The 21,171-nt window shown below is 35.2% G+C and carries 19 protein-coding genes and 1 CRISPR repeat array; of the genes, 16 read left to right on the top strand and 3 right to left on the bottom strand.

Translation table 11 applies throughout. The features are described from left to right. Positions 1-14: 14 nt before the first annotated feature. The 7 genes from MKY30_RS02325 (at position 15) to MKY30_RS02295 (ending at position 7,352) form a co-directional block, all read left to right on the top strand. On the top strand, positions 15-1,220 hold the full coding sequence (locus MKY30_RS02325; RefSeq protein WP_341082687.1) for a phosphodiester glycosidase family protein: 1,206 nt from the start codon (positions 15-17) through the stop codon (positions 1,218-1,220). 172 nt (positions 1,221-1,392) lie between these two features. Further along, on the top strand, positions 1,393-2,961 hold the full coding sequence (locus MKY30_RS02320; protein WP_341082686.1) for a right-handed parallel beta-helix repeat-containing protein: 1,569 nt from the start codon (positions 1,393-1,395) through the stop codon (positions 2,959-2,961). An 81-nt stretch (positions 2,962-3,042) separates the two neighbouring features. Continuing rightward, a complete protein-coding gene (locus tag MKY30_RS02315; protein ID WP_339283147.1) occupies positions 3,043-3,318 on the top strand; it encodes a hypothetical protein in 276 nt (91 codons plus the stop codon). A 201-nt stretch (positions 3,319-3,519) separates the two neighbouring features. After that, positions 3,520-4,284: an N-acetylmuramoyl-L-alanine amidase gene (locus MKY30_RS02310; protein ID WP_147209982.1), complete on the top strand. Its 765-nt coding sequence runs from the start codon at positions 3,520-3,522 to the stop codon at positions 4,282-4,284. A 239-nt stretch (positions 4,285-4,523) separates the two neighbouring features. Next, complete coding sequence (locus tag MKY30_RS02305) at positions 4,524-4,952, top strand: hypothetical protein (RefSeq protein WP_147209983.1); 429 nt, start codon at positions 4,524-4,526, stop codon at positions 4,950-4,952. Between the two features lie 10 nt (positions 4,953-4,962). Next, positions 4,963-5,883, top strand: a complete 921-nt coding sequence (locus MKY30_RS02300; protein WP_341082684.1) for a DUF2817 domain-containing protein — start codon at positions 4,963-4,965, stop codon at positions 5,881-5,883. A 617-nt stretch (positions 5,884-6,500) separates the two neighbouring features. After that, positions 6,501-7,352, top strand: coding sequence for a glycerophosphodiester phosphodiesterase (locus MKY30_RS02295; protein ID WP_341082683.1), 852 nt, complete (start codon positions 6,501-6,503; stop codon positions 7,350-7,352). Positions 7,353-8,232: 880 nt separating this feature from the next. Here the strand turns inward: MKY30_RS02295 and MKY30_RS02290 are convergent. Both MKY30_RS02290 and MKY30_RS02285 read right to left on the bottom strand, forming a co-directional pair. Next, the gene (locus MKY30_RS02290) at positions 8,233-9,186 is read right to left on the bottom strand and encodes a hypothetical protein (protein WP_341082682.1); all 954 of its coding nucleotides are present in this window, start codon (positions 9,184-9,186) and stop codon (positions 8,233-8,235) included. Between the two features lie 232 nt (positions 9,187-9,418). After that, positions 9,419-10,903, bottom strand: coding sequence for a xylulokinase (locus MKY30_RS02285; RefSeq protein ID WP_341082681.1), 1,485 nt, complete (start codon positions 10,901-10,903; stop codon positions 9,419-9,421). Positions 10,904-11,281: 378 nt separating this feature from the next. On the opposite strand from MKY30_RS02285, the gene MKY30_RS02280 reads away from it, so the two are divergent. Continuing rightward, the gene (locus tag MKY30_RS02280) at positions 11,282-11,677 is read left to right on the top strand and encodes a hypothetical protein (RefSeq protein ID WP_339283134.1); all 396 of its coding nucleotides are present in this window, start codon (positions 11,282-11,284) and stop codon (positions 11,675-11,677) included. A 171-nt stretch (positions 11,678-11,848) separates the two neighbouring features. Next, a CRISPR array of direct repeats spans positions 11,849-12,340; the repeat unit is 32 nt; unit sequence ATTTCAATCCACGCACCCAAATAGAGTGCGAA. A 1,015-nt stretch (positions 12,341-13,355) separates the two neighbouring features. Here MKY30_RS02280 and MKY30_RS02275 read toward each other — a convergent pair. After that, the gene (locus MKY30_RS02275; RefSeq protein WP_339283132.1) at positions 13,356-14,126 is read right to left on the bottom strand and encodes a DeoR/GlpR family DNA-binding transcription regulator; all 771 of its coding nucleotides are present in this window, start codon (positions 14,124-14,126) and stop codon (positions 13,356-13,358) included. Between the two features lie 367 nt (positions 14,127-14,493). Between MKY30_RS02275 and MKY30_RS02270 the strand changes: the two genes are divergently transcribed. The 8 genes from MKY30_RS02270 (at position 14,494) to MKY30_RS02235 (ending at position 21,075) form a co-directional block, all read left to right on the top strand. Further along, the gene (locus tag MKY30_RS02270) at positions 14,494-15,006 is read left to right on the top strand and encodes an ureidoglycolate lyase (RefSeq protein ID WP_339283130.1); all 513 of its coding nucleotides are present in this window, start codon (positions 14,494-14,496) and stop codon (positions 15,004-15,006) included. An 83-nt stretch (positions 15,007-15,089) separates the two neighbouring features. Further along, complete coding sequence (locus tag MKY30_RS02265; RefSeq protein WP_341082678.1) at positions 15,090-15,677, top strand: hypothetical protein; 588 nt, start codon at positions 15,090-15,092, stop codon at positions 15,675-15,677. Between the two features lie 25 nt (positions 15,678-15,702). Then, positions 15,703-16,488 (top strand): energy-coupling factor transporter transmembrane component T, encoded by a 786-nt coding sequence (locus MKY30_RS02260; RefSeq protein WP_339283126.1) that lies wholly within the window; start codon positions 15,703-15,705, stop codon positions 16,486-16,488. Beyond that, entirely contained in the window at positions 16,485-17,345 is an 861-nt protein-coding gene (locus tag MKY30_RS02255; RefSeq protein WP_339283125.1) for an energy-coupling factor ABC transporter ATP-binding protein, read from the top strand. The genes MKY30_RS02260 and MKY30_RS02255 overlap by 4 nt, the downstream gene beginning before the upstream one ends. Further along, positions 17,336-18,136 (top strand): energy-coupling factor ABC transporter ATP-binding protein, encoded by an 801-nt coding sequence (locus MKY30_RS02250; RefSeq protein WP_339283123.1) that lies wholly within the window; start codon positions 17,336-17,338, stop codon positions 18,134-18,136. Before MKY30_RS02255 ends, MKY30_RS02250 begins: the two co-directional genes overlap by 10 nt. A gap of 62 nt (positions 18,137-18,198) precedes the next feature. Next, positions 18,199-19,158 (top strand): ribokinase, encoded by a 960-nt coding sequence (locus MKY30_RS02245; protein WP_341082677.1) that lies wholly within the window; start codon positions 18,199-18,201, stop codon positions 19,156-19,158. Between the two features lie 117 nt (positions 19,159-19,275). Then, positions 19,276-20,268: a hypothetical protein gene (locus MKY30_RS02240; RefSeq protein ID WP_341082676.1), complete on the top strand. Its 993-nt coding sequence runs from the start codon at positions 19,276-19,278 to the stop codon at positions 20,266-20,268. A gap of 3 nt (positions 20,269-20,271) precedes the next feature. Continuing rightward, positions 20,272-21,075 carry a BtpA/SgcQ family protein gene (locus MKY30_RS02235; RefSeq protein WP_339283119.1) on the top strand — a complete coding sequence of 268 codons (804 nt, stop codon included), beginning with the start codon at positions 20,272-20,274 and terminating at the stop codon, positions 21,073-21,075. The last annotated feature ends 96 nt before the right edge of the window (positions 21,076-21,171 follow it).

Below are 21,171 nucleotides of genomic sequence, written 5' to 3'. Positions count from 1 at the left end.
AGGAGGAATTTATTATGGCAGTTATGCAGTCTGATGTATTCTACAATGAAGTAACAGTAGAAAGACTAAAAGATAGTGAAACGAACAATACGTATTTTATTACAAAAATTCCCAAAGAAGATTCTGACGGGAATTTGATAAAGCTGAAAAGGGGATTTAGTAAAGATAGTTATGGCAGTGAAGAATTAGAATCTCCAAGGTCTTTTGCAGCTAGAAACGCTTCAACTTTAGTTACCAATTGTTCAACCTACAGTACAAACACCTATCGGGTAGTAGGAACCAGTATTCATAATGGAGAAATTCAACAAGAACTAAGTAAGCAGCCTTACAATCATATTCTGGCAATTGGTGATGATAACACATTGAAATCATATCCTCCATCAACAGATGCACAAACTATACTGAATGATGGTTTTAATAATGCCTTAACTGCATTTATTCCAATGATAGAAGATGGCTCTAAAGTAAGTGACTCTATATTGGATTCAAGAGATATGTTTAATGAGCGTCATCCTAGACAAGCTATTGCTCAAGACAGCTCTGGCGATATTTACTTTTTAACCTGCGAGGGTCGCAGGGCAGCTGAAAGAGGAATGACAGTGCGGGATGTTTTAAGGATATTCTTAGATATGGATATGCAATTTGCCTATATGCTGGATGGAGGCGGGAGCGCTCAGACAGTTTATCATGGCACCACGGTAAATAGATTTTCTGACGATAGAGGAAAAACAGAAAGAGAAATGCTTGATTTTCTCTTTGTTGGCCCTGATCCAGATCAAATTGAACCATCCGTTAATGAAGCTTTGAAACCATTAGGGGTCATCAATAAATTACGTTCAGATGAATTATCAGAGTATGAATATCATCCAGGGAATCATGAGAGATTAAAGCCATATTTAATTAATGGATGGGATGATTATGGTACATCTGGTTCTTCTCTGGCAAGAGTATGGCATATGCCCAATAATACATTGTATATGATTGGCAGCATTAAAGGCGGAGATCCTAATAAACCATTTCTACAACTTCCTGATCATATGAGCCCAATGTTTTCTCTTCATTTTTTAGTCCCGGGAAATACACTTGGTGAAGTGTACAAAGTAATTGTTCGGCCGAATGGTGAAATGCAAATGTATTATTGGAGTGAAGAAGCACGGGGAGATGCATCATACGTAAGGCTGGATGGAATTTATGTTCCTATTTGGCCGCCAAATGCTTAATAAAAAGAGCAGTTAGTCCAATCGAATGAAGCTGCTCTTAAATATTAAAAAAAACGATTTATTGTGTTTTGTAGCATGTTGTTAATTTAACAAAACTGGAGTAGCTGATAAAGCAAATTCTTTAGGAACTATTAGCAGACTAAAATTTATATTTTCAGAGAGGGTGTTTATTATGGTAACAACTAATGATTTAACAGGATTACCGGTGTTTAATGTGAAAGATATGGGTGCAGCAGGAGACGGAGTGACAGATGATACACAAGTATTTCAAGATATATTAAATTTTGCTGACAACGAGCAGGGTGTAAAAATGTATATTCCAAATGGATTGTACAGAATGACAAAGGAATTAATTATCTTTAGTAATACTATTATACAAACAGAACAGAATACAAGAATCGTCAGGGATCACCCTGGATATTTACTGATTAATGGTTATAAAAACAATCAAACCACGTATCCTCCATCCGAATTTACTGAGTATAACGGCTACGGAAATATAAAAATTCAAGGAGGGGTCTGGGATGGAAATGGTGTGAATCAGACTGGTAAAGCAGCGATATTCCGTTTCGGACATAGTCATGATTTAAAAATAGAAGATGCTACTCTTTTAAATGTTTCGAGATCGCATCATATCGAATTTAATTCTTCAAGAGATGTTTATGTTACTAATTGCAAGTTCCTGGGTTATGTTGGAACGGATACTTTAAACGAAGCTATCCAAATAGACCTAAGTAAACTTGGCGCGACACTTTTAGGAAAAGATGACAGTACTCCATGTAAAAATGTTTTGATTACTGGCTGCTATTTTGGAGACAGCGCAACATCAGGAACAACCCATATCCCAAGAGCAATAGGTTCTCACAGTGCAACGATAGGAGTTTATCATGAGAATATAACTATCGAAAACAATGTGATTGAGAACGCTGGAAGCTTTGCTATCAGAGCGTACTCTTGGAAAAATGTTTCGATAACTAATAATAAATTAGTAAATTGTAAAGCAGGCATCAATTGGCGAACAAATATGATTGGTGACCCTCTAAATAGTCATACAGAAGATGCGCAGGGTAATCAGACAGGCCGTTCCCAAATAGCGGAGAATGCTTTTATCTCTGGGAATGTTATCGCTGGAGGAATGGATGCGGGGAGAGCCATAGAAATATATGGAGAGTCTACTGGAAAAGCAAAGGGAATTAACGTATCAGGTAATATTCTTACCCTTGATCGTTCTAAGTCTATTAGTGATGCTATTTTGCTAAATTATACAGAGGATAGTTCGGTTATCGGGAATAGAATTTATGGAGCGAAAAAGACAGGAATAGCTTGCAGAAATGCTTGGAGTGTCACAGTAGATGCGAATGTTATTGATACAGTTGGAGATCAGGGAATTGGAGTTTCAGGCTCATCAGCTTATGTAACAATTGCAAATAATAATGTGAAAAGAACAGGAAAAAATGGTATCTATGCTACAGCAGTTGATACTTGTACAATAACCGGAAACACTATCGGTGGGGTGAATGGAGATAAGAACGATGAAATCTATTCCCATTTAAGGTTCACTACTAATGTGAAGCGAGTCAGCATCACAGGCAACAATTGCAGAAATCTGGGAACAGATTACAAGGCCAGCATAGCATTAAATATTTCGAGCGGCTCTAATATAGTTAGAGCAGGTAATAATTTTGCCGGATTAGATACAAAAGGTGTTGCCGGTTTAAATGATGGCTCAGATTTGTTGTAGCTATTGACTAAAATTCAATCGTAAATAAGAAAAGCATCCATTAAGGGTGCTTTTCTTATGGTGTCAGCTAGGGGGCAGAATATGGCTGAAAAAGGATACACCAATAAGGAACTGCACAAGCTCATTATGAACATAAGCAGAGATTTTACAGAACTACGAACTGAAATGAAACAGACAAGAGAAACCATACGAAAATACAATGGTCTGCGTGAGGAAATTGGCAAACTGCAAAGGAAAATTATCATCATGGAAGCCAGTGGAGCAGGGAAAAGCTCCACATTAGAAATCATCCGTAATTGGGGCGGATGGTTTTTTGCACTTATTACGCTGATTATTTTATTGTATAACACTTTTTAAAGGGGGTGAGGCGTTTGAATTAGATAAGCGATAGTTTTTCATTAGCTACGACCTTGTCACTCAAGGGTATTAATGGTTCGAAAAACAGAAGTATCGCATCACTGGCATCATTCAAAAATTATACTGAATACAGAGTGTCAGAAAAGCAAGCGCCATTGAGGGCGTATTTTTTATGTTTAAATTTTAAGGAGGAATTTTATTATGGCAAAAATTTATTTAGATCCAGGACACGGCGGAACAGATCCAGGTGCATCTGCAAATGGATTACAAGAGAAAAATGTAACATTATCTCTTGCGCTAAAAACTAGAGACATTCTAAATCGTGACTATGAAGGGCACACCATTCGTATGAGCAGGACAAGCGACACAACCCGAAGTCTTGCACAGCGTACAAATGATGCAAACAGCTGGGGTGCTGATTACTTTGTATCTATTCACATCAATGCTGGCGGCGGCACTGGTTATGAAGACTATATTTTTAATGGAAGTGTGTCGAATAACACGGTAACTTATCGTGATAAGCTTCATGCAGAAATTATGAAGCAGGTTGACTTTAACAATCGCGGGAAAAAACGCGCAAATTTTCATGTCTTGCGTGAATCAAGCATGTCGGCAGTTTTAACAGAGAATGGCTTCATTGATACGGTAGCGGATGCAAATAAACTAAAATCAGATGCTTATCTAAACCGTATTGCTTTAGGTCATGCGAATGGTATTGCTCAGGCGCTTGGATTAAGCCGGAAATCTGGTGGTGGAAGCGGTCAAGGATATGTAGAAGTTATTACACCATCCTTGTGGACGTACAATACTCCGAACTGGGATGATCGTGCTGTTATTGTGAGTCAAGGAGAAGTATTTACTGTGGTTGGAGACAGGTTCCAGGTTGGTAATGGTTATATGTATCAGCTTAAGAGTGGTTTGTATATTACTGCTAGTACGCAGTATGTAAGGTATTACACTCGATAAAAAAGTAGAATCTATTTTTGACTGATAGATTGTCTGGACATGCTATCTTGAGCACGTTACAAAATAGTTTGGGACTGCCATGAACAGTGTGTTAAGTGAAGTATTAATGATAGTCAGGGAGTTGACTTCTCCACTTGAAATATACCTGTATTTCAAGTGGAGAAGTAACCTAATAGAATATCGATGTGTAAAAATCCAATGATTAAAGCTAATTAAACGACTAAAAAGGAGAGGTAATTATGGCTGGAAACAATATAATTTTAAGAAATGAATCAAGGGTTTCTTTTGTTAATGAAACTACACATGTAGTGTATGAGGAGTGGGAAAAAGACATTGTTATTGATTTTATAGAGTACTCAACTTCAAGCCAAAATATTTTCCCAATCCTGAATATTGATCAATCTAGACCTAATTATAATTATGATGGACAATTATTTCAAACTGTGAATCCGAATGGGACAAGATGGGTTGCTACACCCTTAAGAATTTCCAATGATGGGCATGCGAACTTTGAAGTGGTAGCTTATGATTCCAGCAGTGGAGAATTCAAGCTAAATCTTAAAACACCTATGATTCTTCCTGGAGGATCGAGGCTTGCCTTTAAGCATAATGGCACTCCGACAGAAAATCATACGGTGACTTATAAAGTAATTTATCGAGAAGTATAGGAGGGATTATATGATTAGAATACCATATGACTTCTCAGGTAACCTCAATCTTCCTTCCTATTCTCAGATGGTTCAAAGGATAATGCAATTTAATAATGTTAGTAATATCGGTAAAGATGAGAGTGGAAATTATGATATGTATATGATTGAAATGGGAAACCTCAATAAACCTACTATCCTTGTAATATCTAGCATGCATGGAACAGAGTGGATGGGGGCTTTATACAGCATAAGATTTATGGAGCAATTGAGGGATAACACATTTAGAGATAAAGCATTTCGAGCGAAGCTGTTACGGAATTTCCATATTGTTTATATTCCTGTCGTCAATCCTTATGGATTTGACAGGACATCTCATGCTGAAGGGAATAATGTTGGCAGATATAATGTTAATGGCATAGATTTGAACAGAGATTTTAATGATTTCTCCCAAGCTGAATCCAGAAATGTAAAGGCAGTTATGGATAGAGTCAGCCCATTTGCGTTTTTAGACATTCATTTGTTTGGCAGGGGAATGGACGGCAGCAATGGACTAAACTTAATTGTAGGAAACGGTCAATATGAAACGGATAAAATCAGAGATTTATTTGCAAATTCTTTAGAAAGATATGCTAATCAATCTGTTGTTAAATGGGATGGATATAATCAATTATTAAGAGGCCTGGCTAGGAGGTATATGAGAGATAAAAGCAACCCGCATACCCCTTATACACTTTCGTATATAACAGAAATTGTTCGGCCAAGGCAACTAAGCAGCGGGCTTGATGCTCCTTTAAGTGATCAGGAAATTATGAAGTATGGTATGGGTATGATGTATTTGTTTTTTGTAACGTCTATGGGATATTTTGAGCAGCGGAAGGTTGAGTTGAATTATGGTTCTGTTTTGAGTGTGGAAGATGGGGCGTATCGGACTGTGCGTTATAAAATATGAAAAATAGAAGGGCTCTCACCACTTGATAGTAAATATTGAAGAGGCTAGTTATATCCCAGCCTTTTTATAGGATAGTTTTTTAATGAAGAAAATTCCTCCCTATTATCGAATTTGATTAAGAGGGAGGAAAAATGAATGAAGTAAAAGAGCTTGAGGTATTTAATGGCAGATGGAAATAATTTAAAATCGGATGCCAGGTTAAATGCTGACGCGGTTTAATTTTTTGAGGTTATTGGTTGTAACTAATTATATTAAAAGGAAAAAATACCATTTGCACTTGTTATCCATTCTTTGTTAATTATTATATATTTTGAATTTTTTATAACTTTTTAAAGGAAATTAACAAAGTATGTAGAAATAATTATATATGGTTTAAAATGTCAATAAGAATAATGGTTATAGTTAGTTTAACAACAAAAATGGAGGTGAATATATGAAATTTAAAAATTAATAACAAATAATAGGCTCAGCAGTTGTCCGTTCTTCCTTTGCAAATCTTTTGAACCACTACGAATCTCTTAGTTTATCTTACATTTCTTTATCTTACAGTTTACATTCACTTAATAGATTACTTCTATAATAAAAAGTAAATACAGAAAAAGGGAGAGATTAAGATTATGATACGAAAGGTTACTATTTTATCATTAGCAGTAATGATCTTCACGTCCGTGTTCACAGTTCCTGCATTTGCATCCAATGGTGGTAATCAGACAGTTCAACAACAGAAAAAAATGGTTAATATTGCACATCGGGGGGCGTCAGGGCATGCTCCGGAAAATACAATGGCTGCTTTTGAAAAAGCCTTTGAAATGAAAGCCGATTATATTGAGATTGATGTACAAATGACTAAGGATGGAGAGCTGATAGCCATTCACGATACAACCGTCGATCGTACAACAAATGGGACAGGATCTGTAGGGGATTACACACTTGAAGAAATTCAGCAATTGGATGCCGGAAGCTGGTTTGGTCCAGAATTTTCCGGTGAACGAATTCCTACTTTTGAGGAAATAATCGATGCATATCGAGGGAAGATTGGATTATTAATAGAATTAAAATCTCCTGAATTGTATCCGGGTATGGAAGAAAAAGTCGCTGAAGCCTTAATAGAGCGTAATATGCATAAACCTAATAACGAAAAAATTATTATCCAGTCTTTTAATCATGAATCTGTGCAACAATCAAAGGCACTCCTGCAGAATATCCCTCACGGTGTCCTTGCTGGTACAGCTTGGGCAAATGTTACTGATGAACAGTTGGCACAATTTGCAACTTATGCTGATTTCTTTAATCCGAATATGAATATCGTTACCGATGAGCTTGTTGACCGTGTTCATAATTCCGGGATGAAGGTATATTCTTATACAGTACGAACGCAGGAACAAGCAGATAACTTATTTGAACGTAACGTAGATGGTATCATTACAGATTTTCCTGAATATGTTTATAAACATCCAGGGAAAAATTAAGGACTTTAGAAAAAGCTAGTTTGGATTTTAACACACGGATAGAAGAATAGAGACAGCACCTACATCAACATGGAGAGGGTGCTTTTCTGTTTACATAGAAAGTTAAAGATTTTACATTAAAGTTTTTTATAGGATAATTTTTTAATGAAGAAAATTCCTCCATATTGTCGAATTTTGATTAAAAGAGGTAATTATGGCTGGAAATAATATGATTTTAAAAAGTAAGGGTATTATTTGTTAATGAAACTGCACATGTAGTGTATGAAGAATGGGAAAAGGACATTGTTATCGATTTTATAGAGTATTCAACCATGAGCTAAATAATCAGCTCTTGAACTAAAATAAATAGGATTGGCAAGTATATAGATATATTTAGTTCCATATTTTCAATATAATTTTTTGTAGTTTAGTTATCAACTAATCATTTCCTTATGAATTTAACCATATTTATAATATCCTGTATTGGCTTCTGTAAAAATGAATAAAGCACAGGACAGGGCATAATGAAGAGGGAGTAGATAAGTAAAAGCATGTATTAAGATCCATAAATACGGGCATAGAGAAGAACTAGCATCTATATTAAAGAAAAAGCTTACGGACCTGTGCTTTGAGCGTAGGTTCATTTATTTCATGTTCTTTAGTTACAGCTCTTATGGATTTCCCATTTGCTAATTAATGCTGTATCGCTTGAATCTGTTCAACTAGCTTATGCTTGATCCAACATAGTAAATGCTCCGCTTATAGTAAACAGAGAAATAATAAAAAATCTATGTCTACTATAAGCGGAGCAAATTAAATGTAGGTACATCTCTAGTTTGTAAATAGTTAAGTGAGCTAAAAAAGACTTATTTGTATAATTTGGTAAGAAATTTATGAAAAATTAATCATTATCAATTGGTGAAACTATAATCTCAGAATTGGTCTGTATCAGCTTATTTTCTTCATTAATATAATAATGTGTACCTTCTTTTACACCAATATAAATTCCTTTTGAGGTATTGCCATTGACACTGATTTGATCAAAATCTCTATCTGATATTGTCCAATCATTTATTAGAGGTAACAGACCAATAAATATTGTGAATGCTAAAATTACCAAACCGATTGAGACCATACTTATGATTACTCCTTTTAATTTAAAAGATAGGTCTTTAAAAATTGAATTTACTTCTTTATAAATGTATTCAAAGTTTTTAAGTTTCGGTTTTCCAATTTTCCAAACTATACATCTAGAAATGGTATATATAATAAAAAAACTGAAAAAAGGAATGGTAAGAATGTTTCGGAATGTTTCTATAAAATGATGCCAGTCACTTAAGCTAAATATATCAATTATAAGAACAGTAATAAACCATATTGCAAATACGGATAAACCAAACTTAAAATTTGTCATAAAGTCTATAAAGAAATAAATAGCGCCGAAAATAGTTAAAATGTAAATACAAAAAATTGCTGTGTTTATTAGTTGATTGCCGTTAGTAAAAATCATAACAATTATATAATTTAAGAAAATAAAGCATATTATCATGAGAATTAAATGGGAATAGCGATGTTTCCACTTTACTAAAATAGTAGTTAGTATTGCAATCAGACAAATACAACCTACTATTAAAATACCTCCAATAAATAATATATGTCCATATGCTATTGGTAGAGGATTTATAATAATATCCAAAAATGTAAAATTACCTTTAAAAAAATAATGCATAATAAATAATTGTCCACAAATGTAAGCTATAGTAGTGCTTAATAAGGTTATAATCGATATAAGTATAGATCTTGGAATCTCGTTATCAATATATTGGATAACATTCTTAAATAATTTTCTACACATTATTATCTTCCTCCCCTTAGAAATCTCAGTATCTAAGAAAAAATTATAAGCAATCTGAATTATAGTACACTTATTGGAGAAAAAAAGATGAGATTCTTGTTATTAATCCATAAAACAATTATTACATTTCTCTATTTGTTCTTTTTTGTAATAGCCCACACCAAATAATCTTATCCATTATCTGATGGAGAAAAATGGACCTAAACAAACATAAAACAGCCCCAAAGCAAACTCACCTATACATCGACTGCAGAGCAGGATATAACCTTTTAAAAGTCTCATATTGTGCTGCATAAACCTCTACTCTTTTTTGATCCGGCATATAGTTTTTACTTGGGATGCTTCTTACATAGGTATTAACAAATTCTTGATAAGATTCACACCATCCGAGTTCGATAAAAGCTGTAGACGCTACCCCGATAGATGGTAAATACTCGCTATTTAAAGGAACTCTAATTGGATGGTTCATAATATCTGATACCATTTGACACCAATTACTGCTCTTTGACCCTCCGCCAATTAATGTAATCGTACGCCGTTCCTTTAAATTATACATTTCTAGTGTTTGTTTTAAGGAGAAAGTTACGCCCTCCAAGACAGCGCGTGCCAGGTCCTTCCGCTTTGTTTGTGGTGTTATTCCCCAATAGGCTCCTTTTGCTTGCGGGTCAATCATTGGGTTCCGTTCTCCATTCAAATAAGGCAAAAATAATACGCCGCCACTGCCAGGCTCTGTTTTTTCAATTAAAGCTTCAAACGTTTCATATTTATGTTCAGTATTTAGATCCGTATACAATTGAACGGCCCATTTGTGGACATTTCCAACATTCAGTAATGGCGCAACTGATATACGATGTGATTTTTCTACAAAAGCCAGATTAAAATGACTTTCTGATAAGGAGTCTAACTGTCCTTCATTTCTTTCTACCATTGCCAGCCAACCTGTGGTACCCATATAAAAATAACAATCATTTTCATGAACTGCACCAGCGCCGAGTGTGGTTGCTCCCGCATCACCAGTTCCATTCATGACAATGGTAGATGTCGAAAACCCGGTTCGTTTACCAGCCTTTTCTGTGATTGTTCCTATGACACTATCTGCTTCTAGTAATTTAGGTAATTTTTCTTCATCTATTCTGCAAGTTTGAGAGATTGCCTCGTTCCATGAACGATTTTTAAGATCCATTATTCCAGTAGTTGCAGCAGTGATTGGATCAGTGACTGCTTCATTCGTCAGTTTATAAATAACATAGTCCTTTGAACTAAATACAAATTTCTTTGTATTTGCATACTGATCAGGGGAATGATTTTCTAACCATTTCATTTTTGCAAGTGGGGTGGAGGCACTTACATTATTCCCGGTATAACTGCGAATTTCAGGACACTGCTTATTAATCCATTCCGCTTCTTTTCCAGCTCTGGTATCCGAATATAAAATAGCGTGATACGTATTCGCCTCACTAATGGAAATAACATCTTCCATTTGACCTGAAAAGGTTATTGCCCGAACAGAGTCAGGAGAAATACCATTTTTCCACCAAAGCGATGCAATATGGATGACCGCTTCCCACCAATCCTCTGGTTGTTGTTCGATCATTCCTTCCTCTGATAGAAAGGTTGCTAACTCCACTGAATGCTCTTCCGTAATCTGTACGTCTTTATCAACCAAAATTCCTTTTACTGCTGTTGTTCCGATATCAAAAACAGCTACATATGTCATATTAGCCCCACTTTTCTTCGATTGTTTTCATTCTTCAATAAATTTATATCATGACGCTTCATCTTTTTAAGCAACAAGCAGGACAAATTCACTGTCTGCAACAAGCGTACTCTAGAATGTTCTCTTGGATTATAAAGTTGTATGTAAATAAGTATGAGGCTATTATACATGATTTTTTATGATTTATTATCAGAAGACTCTGGAGATATATGTGCAGGGGGAGGCCAAAGGATGATTTATTCTTGAATATAGCATCATGTAAGGATGGTACTGTTCTAGAATCAATTTTAATTGTATATAGAGCGGCAGGGTAGTAAAAGATGAATTATTTTAATTTGAAAATGATTATGTTATTTTTTGGATAGGAGGATTTAATTTATGAGTAGAATTTTTGCGTCTTTACTAGCGCCGATAGTGCTTCTTGTTTTAGTGGTTATCATCGCATTAGTAATAGATCCTGTTGCTGCTTTCAATCAAATTTCAAATGCGTCTATAATAATATTAATATTTATTTATATCGTTTCTTTTCTATTTTTCTTTTTACTTGGTGCTCCATTGTCTATTATATTGGATAAATTGAAAGGATGGAGCGTATTAAATTATGCAATTGCAGGACTAATAATAGGAGCAGTGCTTGAATTTAGGAGTTACTCATACACTCAAAGTTTTGATTGGGGGAGTCTATTTATTTATACTCTGGCAGCATTAAGCTACTACATATCTTTACTTTATACTGATAGAGTGATTAAAAGATTAGAGGATAAGTATTCTTAGAATAACATTGAGGGGAGGGAATTATGGTGATGCTAGTATAGTTTTATAGACAATCTAGTTATGTTTTAGGAAACTGGCAATATTGTTAACGAATGTACAAATTTATTTTAATCTATGCGCTCATATAGGGTGCGAAGTAAGCTTGGCAGAGATACAAGAACTGTTAACCAAATTTAGATTCACGCACCCAAATAGAATGCGAAAACAACCTGTTATCCAGACACAATCTAAACAGTTATTTCAATCCACGCACCCATATAGAGTGCGAAAAGATCTTGCAATATCCTCGATTTGTGGACCGAAATTTCAATCCACGCACCCAAATAGAGTGCGAATCACCTCCTATTTATATACTAACAAATGTTGTGGATTTCAATCCACGCACCCAAATAGAGTGCGAAGTGCAAGATTAAAGAAGGTGTCTCGATGATAGGATTTCAATCCACGCACCCAAATAGAGTGCGAAGTGCAAGATTAAAGAAGGTGTCTCGATGATAGGATTTCAATCCACGCACCCAAATAGAGTGCGAAGGCTATTGGTGGCGGAAGAAGAATGGCTGCCAATATTTCAATCCACGCACCCAAATAGAGTGCGAAACAAAATAGAAATGATATCAATAAAAATTTCGAAATTTCAATCCACGCACCCAAATAGAGTGCGAAAGCACATATTCTCCTCCCTTATACCACAAGGTTCTAAACCTGTTAAAGTGCTAACCTGAAATTTGGATTCTTAAATTTCAATAAATCTGCACATGAAATAGCTTAAAACCTTGTTAAATCAATCGGTGCTAACCTCCCTAGTAATGAATGTTCGCCTAAGGTTAGCACCTGGATAATGAATTCACTTAGAAAAACGATCTTTCTTCTAAACCTGGAGATTTCTCACTAAAGAAATGTACCACTTTCGAATGATAATTATTACTGAAACAATAAAGTAAAATACAATTTCTGCTTATATCAATTATAGCAAGAAGTACATTTTTAGAATAGTATGCCGCTCATCTTAACGTTGTCAGTTTCTGTTTGGTTAAATCAAAGTCTCCATTTAATCACCGAACATAAAAAATGCCCAAACCTCATATGGTTTGAGCATTTTTCTCGGTATGATAAATCGTCTCCAAAACCTCTATATCTCTAATAACCAACCACGATTTTCCGGACCAAACAGGCCTTTAAAGATAATATTTCTTCCGTCTAGAATCTAATTGCCGCCTGTTTAAGAAGCCGATTAATTTTATAACTTTTTCCTCGAGATTCTTCTTAATCAATCAAGATACCGAGTAATATATCGAAATCTATTTCTTAATTTTTTTCATTAGCGAAAAATAGTTTCATAGGCTACTACCAACTAGTATACAAGTAGCCTTTATAAATATCATAACATTTATATACAAAAGGATGATGCTACTGTTTATATGAAAATCTAAGGAGCAGGTTCTAATAGTTTCAAAATAATACTAAAGACTGCAAGTTCTTACTTGAAAGAAGCTGCTATGAGAATAGTATATCAAGAAGAATATATATCTTAAGGGTATATATTTAGTATCTTTACGTGTAGAGTTATCCTAAGTCATTGATAAAGTACAATATTGCCAAGGCTTGTAAAGCAATAACAGTAAGCGTAAATCATTTTTAGGGGTAAATGAATATTAAAAGAGTTTGTTCATCCCGACCTTCACACATCCGTCAATACAACTTCTACTCCTTCTTCCTCACAAGTCTGTAAAAATCCTTCATCAATACCTTTATTGGTAATAATCGTATCAATCTTACTTATATGACACAACTCTAAAAAGTCCGGTTCACCAATTTTTGAACTATCTACTAACACTATAACCTTTTTAGCTTTTTTAATGACCGCTTTTTTAGTCATTAGCTCATCAATACTGGAGGTAGTGAGTATGCCTGCTGGAGTTATTTTGGGAACGCCTATAAAAGCTATGTCAAAATTCATAGAGTTAATCATTAATTCAGCAAAATGTCCTTTGCTGGAACCAGTTTCTTTTTCTAAATCACCACCAATAAATACAACTTGCAAGTTGGGACGATTGTTTAATTCAACTGCTGTTGATAAGGTTCCAGTAACAATTAACAGTCTTTTTTCATTAGGAATGGAATGGGCAAGGCAATATCCCGTAGTACTGGAATCAATAAATATCTTATCCCCGTCATTAATAAAAGAGAGACCTGCTTCAGCAATCTTTTCTTTTTCTTCTCTGTTCATTAAAATTCTTAACTCATAAGGCCGTTCAGCTAGTAACCTATCAGAATGAATGATTGCTCCTCCATGTGATCGAACAGCTATTTGCTGGGTAGCCAGCTCATCTAAATCTCTTCGCACAGTCATTTCAGTGACATTAAATATTCTAGATAAATTACCTACCTCCACACGTCCTCTTTCACGCAATATTCTTTCTATTTCCTTTAGTCTCTCTTCTCGTAACATTAAGTTTCCTCCTAGAATACTATCGTTAAGATCATTATAGCTATTTATATGGCTATTAACAACAATTATGTTTGTTTATGTTATATTATGTTTGTTTAAAAAATAAAATGTTGACACAAACGATAACGTAATATACTATATTGATTATCAAATATATATAATTTTTTGAAAAGGAGGCTGGATTTATAGATATTCTTATCAATGGCTAAATAACCTTTAGCACAATACAACGTATTATAGGAATTCATTACAATTATGCTATAAAGTGCTGCTAGAAAAATAATCTAGCTTTGTTTTTGAAATTTAAAGAAAGCGTTTTAATTATTAAATATAAGTAAGAGAATATTATTTTTGAGGAGTGACGAACATGTCTAAGTACACAACAGTGAAAGATATTAATGCTGCTGAATTTGAAAAATTCGGCAAGGTAATTGAGATTCCCAATACACCGCCTCCGAAAGTAGGAGAGGGCTGGGATTGTTGGAATTACATTGCTATGTTAGATGTCTCAGAGCCGATAGGAATGGGGCTAGTAAACACAAAACAAAGAGAGCTTGTAGTAGATGCAATGGAACGTCATGTCAGCAGAGAAGAGTTGTTAATCGCTTTAGATAAAGAAATCATTCAGCCTGTAGCACTTTGTTCTGATATAGATGATCCAGATGAACAGCCGGATATCTTGACTGTGCAATGTTTTCGGATTAAACCTGGCCAGGGCATAGTAATCAATAAAGGAGTTTGGCATAGCCCTGCTTATCCGGTTAATGAAGATTCTACGTATCTTTTTGCAATTGAAAAGAAACCAGATAAATTTGGTGATGAAATGGTGAATCCTTGGGTGCCTTTTATTAATGGGGGAAAAGTTGAAATGAAATTTTAATGAGAATAAGGGAATCTTTCTTTCGTTTTTATAATGTTGAATGTTGATAGAAAAAATTTGTTATTAAAGGAGAAATAAGGGTTATGAAAAATAGAAACATGGGTTTATTAATCTTTTTAATACCTATTGGTGTTGCGGTTAATTTTGTTGGTGGTCAAATTGCTGTTTTATTGAAGTTGCCTTTATTTTTAGATACTATCGGGACATTTACTATTGGAGCAATTGCTGGACCATTTGCAGGTATCCTTGTTGGTTTACTTACCTGTTTAAGTATTTCGATTACAAATCCTCAATCGTTATTCTATGTCATTAATTTCATGCTGATGGGATTATTAGCGGGATACTTGGCTAAAAAAGGGTTTTTTACTACTGTTCCGAAAACAATTGGAGCTGGTGCAATTATGGGACTGATTGTCGGGATATCAGGAAGTCTGATTTCTTACTTCCTATTTAACGGATTTGGTGTTAGTGGAACAGGTGTACTTGGGGGAATATTAATGGGGTCTGGAGTACCGGTATGGGCTAGTGCTTTTATATCTAATATGTCGGTGGATATTATTGATAAGGTTCCGACAGCATTGGTAGCTTACTTAATTATTAGAAATATACCGCAAAAAACACTTGTTAAGCTGCCAAATGGTAATGTCTTTTTGGACGCATATAAAAAATAAACTGATTGTTCAGGAGGAGTGTATGATGGACGAGACATTTATAAATTCTTATCGTAGTCCACAATTAAGTAAGAATTGGCTTTTAAATTTGAATCCTTTGAACAAAATTAATATCTATATAGCTTTAGGATTAATTACGTTATTCTTTCAGCATTGGCAAGTGAACGTTGTGATAACCTTGGTGTTTATTTTGTTAGCGGTTGCAGCTGGTCGTTTCAAAAGTTTTATCGGTCCATTTCTGAAACTTGGTTTGGTTATTGGCCCTTTCTTTTTCATTGTGCGTGCTATCTTTTGGCCGGGTGAAAATATGATATTTAATTATGGGATTATTAATATCACACAGGAAGGAATTGACTTAGGTATTCAATACGCGACGATCATGTTAGTCGTTTGTGGAATTCTTGTCCTTTGTACGGTGACGATAAAAGCAGAGGATTTAACCTATTCCTTAGAAAAAATCGGCGTGCCACACAATGTTAGTTTCATGATTTTGTCATCGTTACAGTTGATTATTGATTTAAAGGATAAAACAAAAGTCATTATGGATTCACAAAGGTCCAGAGGAATCGAGACAGAGGGGAATGTGTTTGTCCGAATCAAAGCATTTGTCCCTGTTCTAAGTCCACTATTCTTGGGAGCAATTTCTGGGGCGGAGGAAAAAACAATTGCCATGGATGCTAGAGCATTCTCATCTGCCAATCCTAATACGCATTTGCGTTTTCTCCGTCCTACACCAGCTTTGGAAAAAATATTGGTGATATTAGTAGACATTCTTATTTTAGGTCTGATCATTTTGGGGGTTGTATTATGAGTTATATTGAATTGAAAAATGTATCTTATAGATATCCGCTGGCTGAAGCAGATGCTTTGAAAAATATTAATTATGCTTTTGAAGAAGGTAAGCTCTATGGCATTATCGGTGAAAATGGCGGAGGAAAAACAACTTTTTGCGATTTAATAAAAGGTCTGATCCCCAGTTTTTATGGAGGGGATTTGACAGGAGAGGTTTTTATTAAAGGAAAAGAAATCCGCGAGTGGGAAAGCAGTGCATTAGCTTCAACGATTGGATATATATTTCAGAACCCTTTCACCCAAATCAGCGGTATCAAAGAAACGGTTTTTGAAGAAATTGCATTAGGATTAGAGAATTTAGGTGTGGAAAGAGAAGAAATTATTGATAGAGTCACTAATGTTGTTAGACAACTAAAAATAGAACATTTAGTTAAAAACAATCCAAATAAACTTTCTGGCGGACAGCGGCAACGAGTTGCTTTTGCCTCCATTATTGCGATGGAAACAGACATTCTTGTAATCGATGAACCAACTTCACAGTTAGATCCGAAGGGTACATCCGATATATTTGAAATTATTCATTTATTAAAAGAGCAGGGCAAAACGATTCTCCTTGTGGAACATAAAATTGATTTAATAGCTGAATATGCGGATGAGGTTTTAGTTATTAAACAAGGAGAGTTAATTACGAATGGAAAAACCAGTGACGTATTTTCCAACGTGAATTTATTAAATGAAGGTGTGAATATTCCACAAATTGCCTTGCTGAGTAATGATATGAAGGAACAAGGCAAACCTTTCGACACCTTTGCTATTACAAGATCTCAAGCAAGAGAGCAAATTCTGAAAAAAGGTAGTGAAAAGATATGTCATTAGAAGTTAAAGATGTCTCTTTTGCTTATCCAAATGGATATGTAGCAAATGAAAACCTTCATTTTACTATTGAAAAAGGCGAGAGGGTTGCGATTGTCGGACAAAATGGTGCCGGCAAAACAACAGCGGTAAAGTTATTGAATGGATTGCATAAGCCTACCCAAGGAGATGTATTAGTAGACGGTACAAATACCAAAGATAAAACTGTTGCTCAAATTTCCCAATATGTAGGCTATGTGTTTCAGAATCCAGACGATCAAATTTTTAACAATACGGTGAAGGCTGAACTGGAATATTCTTTTAAACATTCTAAACTGACCGATGAGGAAATTAATAGACGAGTAGAACGGGCGGCTGAACTGACAGGTATTCAGCAATATATGGATATGAAACCTTTCGATATTCCTTACTCGATTAGAAAATTTGTTACTATTGCTGTTTTTGTTGCACTGGATACTCCTTACTTGATTTTAGACGAACCAACCGCCGGACAAGATATTAATGGAATTAATCGGCTTGCCGAATTGATGGATATCTTACAGGGGGAAGGCAGGAGCGTAATCACCATTACTCATGATATGGAATTTGTTGCGGACAATTTTTCAAGAGTGATTGCAATGGCCAATAAACGTATTATAGCGGATGATTCTGCAAGAAATATATTTTGGAATAATGATATTGTAGCAGAATCAAATATTAGCAAACCGCAAATAGGAGAATTAGCAGAAGATATAGGGGGCGATAATAAGATTTTATTTAGGCATGAGTTACTGGATTATCTTACTCGATTATAGCGGGTTTCTCTAATGAATGCAGCATGATAGCAAAAAAACTATATTCAAAGGGAATGAAAAAAGTGGAAAATAAATATGACTTGATTGTTTATGGAAGCTTAAATATGGATTATGTTGGTTATGTAGATAAATTGCCGGAGCCTGGTGAGACTGTTGCTTCCAATTCTTTTAGTATAGGACCTGGCGGGAAAGCAGCAAATCAGGTAATTACAGCAGCTAAATTAACTGCAACAACCGCAATGGTTGGCCGCGTTGGTGATGATCACATTGGAACAGTGATGAAAAATGAATTAGCTCAGGCTGGCGTTGATGATGAGAATGTATTGATTTCACCAGGGATTCAAACCGGTATTGCGATGGTAAGTGTAGATCAATCTGGTAATAATTCAATTGTTACCTATAAAGGTGCGAATGCTACCTTAACAGAAGAGGATGTTACGCATTCGTTAGATAAATTGAAGCGGGCGGAAGGAGTAGTTCTTCAGCTGGAGATGGATAAACAAGTGGGAGAATATACGATTCAAATGGCCTCTGATTTAGGTAAAAAAATCATCTTAAATTTAGCTCCAATTGTAGATATTGATTCCGAAGTTTTGAAATTAGTTGATTTATTAATTGTCAATGAACCCGAATCCTCATTTTTATCAGGTATGGATGTGAATTCTGTTGATTCAGCTAAAGAGGCAGTAGAAATCATTTCTCAAATAGGTATCGATAATATTGTCATCACTTTAGGTGGGGAAGGAGCGGTCTTTAAGACGGGAGATATAATCAAACATTACCCTGCCTCTAAAGTAAATGTGGTAGACACAACAGGAGCTGGAGATTGTTTTGTAGGTGCTGTATCTTTTTTTTGGATTAGAAGTGGTGATTTGGATATATCGGTAAAAAATGCAGTAAATGTTGCAGCGCTTTCCGTTACGAAACAAGGAGCTATTACATCCTTACCTTCTTTAGCAGAGTATGAGCAATTTATTGATAAAGAAGAATTTGATTTTCATCAACTAAATATTTCTAAATAAAAAGCTGTCACTTTAAAAAAGACGGTGAAAAAATAGTTATGGTATTGGAAACAACGATAAGAGAAATAGATACAAAATTATTGTAGGCTATTTTGTATTTGAATCGAAGCGAAAGGAATGGGTGTAAGTATGATAGAAGTAGAAGATGCCAGACAAACATTAGATGATGAACAAAGTATACAAGCATTTGATGATATCGTTTATCAAAGGGTGTTAGGAGCCAGCAAGCATATTAGTATGATAGGCGATATGATTGAATCTATTGCGTTAATCGGAGAAAAGAATCATTCTTCCGTACATAGTGTAGTAGATAAAATCAAAACCCTTTCCCAATACTTCATTGAAACAAGAGGTGCAGCGAGTCAGGCAATTAGTAATGCCATTAATATTATGATAAAAAATATTGATGAAGTAAGAAACTTAGATGCGGAAGAAGCGTCGAAACTTATCATCCAAAAAAAGAATAATTATCTGATTCAATCAGAGAAAGCAATAAATAAAGTAGTGGAGTACGGGGTTGAAGCTGCTTCATCAATGAAAACAATCATGGTTTTTGATTACTCTAGTACGGTAAATAAATGGCTGCAAAACTTAAATAATGAAAATAAAAATTATACTATCGTTATCCCGGAAAGCAGAATAATTAATGGTGGTTATCCCTTTATAGAAGCTTGCAGAGAAGCTGGTCATCAGATTAAATTTATCCCGGACGCAGCCATTATGTACTATTTAAAGGAATGTGATGGTGCATTTTTCGGTGCGGAAACCTTTTATCCAGATGGTACAACCTTTAATACAACAGGTTCAGATATCGTTGGATTAGTATGTAAAGAATTCAATATTCCACTATACGTGCTGACACCAATGATAAAAGTTGATATAAGAGCGATATATGGCTATAAAAAACAGCTGAAAATAAATGATTTAACAGAGGAATTAGCCTCTAATTGGGATTCAAATGTAAAAAGCAAGATCGATTTTAATTGTCCGGAATTGCTTGGCGTTGAGTCAAAATATATAACCGCAATAATTACTGAAGAAGGAATCATTCCTGCTAATCAATTATTTAACAATAGTAAAAAATTTCATGATAGCTTGAAGGGGGAATAACTAGTGAGTAAGATAAATACCAAAGGTCTAGCGTTGTCCATGGTTCAGCCTGATCCATTACCGGGGAGCTATAGACATACTAATAAAAAAATAACGGAGATTATCGATCATTCCTTAAAAGAAACCGAAATGGTGCTGGAAAATGGTTTTGACGGAATCGTCCTCCAAAATATGAATGATATGCCAATTAAACAAATTGCTTCGCCGGAAGCTATCGCTTATATGACTCAAATAGGAGATGCGATAAAAAGGGAGTTCCCTGATCAGATATTAGGTGTGCTGATGAACTGGGATGGAGTAGCAGGCTTATCAGTAGCAGATGCAATTGGCGCAGATTTTGTAAGAGTGGAACACCTGTTTACCGGTGTAGAAGTAACAAGTGCAGGATTACTGGAAGCGCAATGTGTAGAAATAAACGAGCTTAGAAAAAGAATAAAAAGCGATGTCCCAGTATTTGCAGATGTATATGAGGTACATGGTGTACCTTTAGGAGCAAAGCCAATTCAGGATGCAGCATGGGAATCTGTACATGAGGCATTTGCGGACGGTTTATTTATTGCAGGGAAAAATCCAAGTGAGAGTTTAGAGTTAGTAAAAAAGGCAAGGACAAAAGTAGAAGACACACCAATATTCTTAGGCGGAGGCGCAACAGGAGAAAACGTCTATGAATTGCTGCAGCATTATGATGGTGTATGTGTAGCAACCTGGATTAAGAATGGAGATATGAAGAATCCAATAGACCCTAAGCGTGCGAAGATTTTTATGGATGAGGTAAAGCGGGCTAAAGGTGCGGTAAGTGGAGTTTAGATTTTAAGAGAAGGATAGCTATCAAAATGGTGATGAAGTCGAATGATTTATAATGAAAATAGCCCCCAAAAATTTTTGGGGGCTTATACATGTGTA

Source organism: Oceanobacillus sp. FSL W8-0428 (assembly GCF_038004405.1).
Taxonomy (GTDB): Bacteria; Bacillota; Bacilli; order Bacillales; family Amphibacillaceae; genus Oceanobacillus; species Oceanobacillus sojae.
This window is presented reverse-complemented; position numbering and strand designations above follow the sequence as displayed.

Bases quoted from the DNA above. Each gene is read 5' to 3' on its own strand.
- MKY30_RS02325 (WP_341082687.1), top strand. From the start codon at position 15: ATGGCAGTTATGCAGTCTGATGTATTCTACAATGAAGTAACAGTAGAA.
- MKY30_RS02320 (WP_341082686.1), top strand. From the start codon at position 1,393: ATGGTAACAACTAATGATTTAACAGGATTACCGGTGTTTAATGTGAAA.
- MKY30_RS02315 (WP_339283147.1), top strand. From the start codon at position 3,043: ATGGCTGAAAAAGGATACACCAATAAGGAACTGCACAAGCTCATTATG.
- MKY30_RS02310 (WP_147209982.1), top strand. From the start codon at position 3,520: ATGGCAAAAATTTATTTAGATCCAGGACACGGCGGAACAGATCCAGGT.
- MKY30_RS02305 (WP_147209983.1), top strand. From the start codon at position 4,524: ATGGCTGGAAACAATATAATTTTAAGAAATGAATCAAGGGTTTCTTTT.
- MKY30_RS02300 (WP_341082684.1), top strand. From the start codon at position 4,963: ATGATTAGAATACCATATGACTTCTCAGGTAACCTCAATCTTCCTTCC.
- MKY30_RS02295 (WP_341082683.1), top strand. From the start codon at position 6,501: ATGATACGAAAGGTTACTATTTTATCATTAGCAGTAATGATCTTCACG.
- MKY30_RS02290 (WP_341082682.1), bottom strand. From the start codon at position 9,186: ATGTGTAGAAAATTATTTAAGAATGTTATCCAATATATTGATAACGAG.
- MKY30_RS02285 (WP_341082681.1), bottom strand. From the start codon at position 10,903: ATGACATATGTAGCTGTTTTTGATATCGGAACAACAGCAGTAAAAGGA.
- MKY30_RS02280 (WP_339283134.1), top strand. From the start codon at position 11,282: ATGAGTAGAATTTTTGCGTCTTTACTAGCGCCGATAGTGCTTCTTGTT.
- MKY30_RS02275 (WP_339283132.1), bottom strand. From the start codon at position 14,126: ATGTTACGAGAAGAGAGACTAAAGGAAATAGAAAGAATATTGCGTGAA.
- MKY30_RS02270 (WP_339283130.1), top strand. From the start codon at position 14,494: ATGTCTAAGTACACAACAGTGAAAGATATTAATGCTGCTGAATTTGAA.
- MKY30_RS02265 (WP_341082678.1), top strand. From the start codon at position 15,090: ATGAAAAATAGAAACATGGGTTTATTAATCTTTTTAATACCTATTGGT.
- MKY30_RS02260 (WP_339283126.1), top strand. From the start codon at position 15,703: ATGGACGAGACATTTATAAATTCTTATCGTAGTCCACAATTAAGTAAG.
- MKY30_RS02255 (WP_339283125.1), top strand. From the start codon at position 16,485: ATGAGTTATATTGAATTGAAAAATGTATCTTATAGATATCCGCTGGCT.
- MKY30_RS02250 (WP_339283123.1), top strand. From the start codon at position 17,336: ATGTCATTAGAAGTTAAAGATGTCTCTTTTGCTTATCCAAATGGATAT.
- MKY30_RS02240 (WP_341082676.1), top strand. From the start codon at position 19,276: ATGGGTGTAAGTATGATAGAAGTAGAAGATGCCAGACAAACATTAGAT.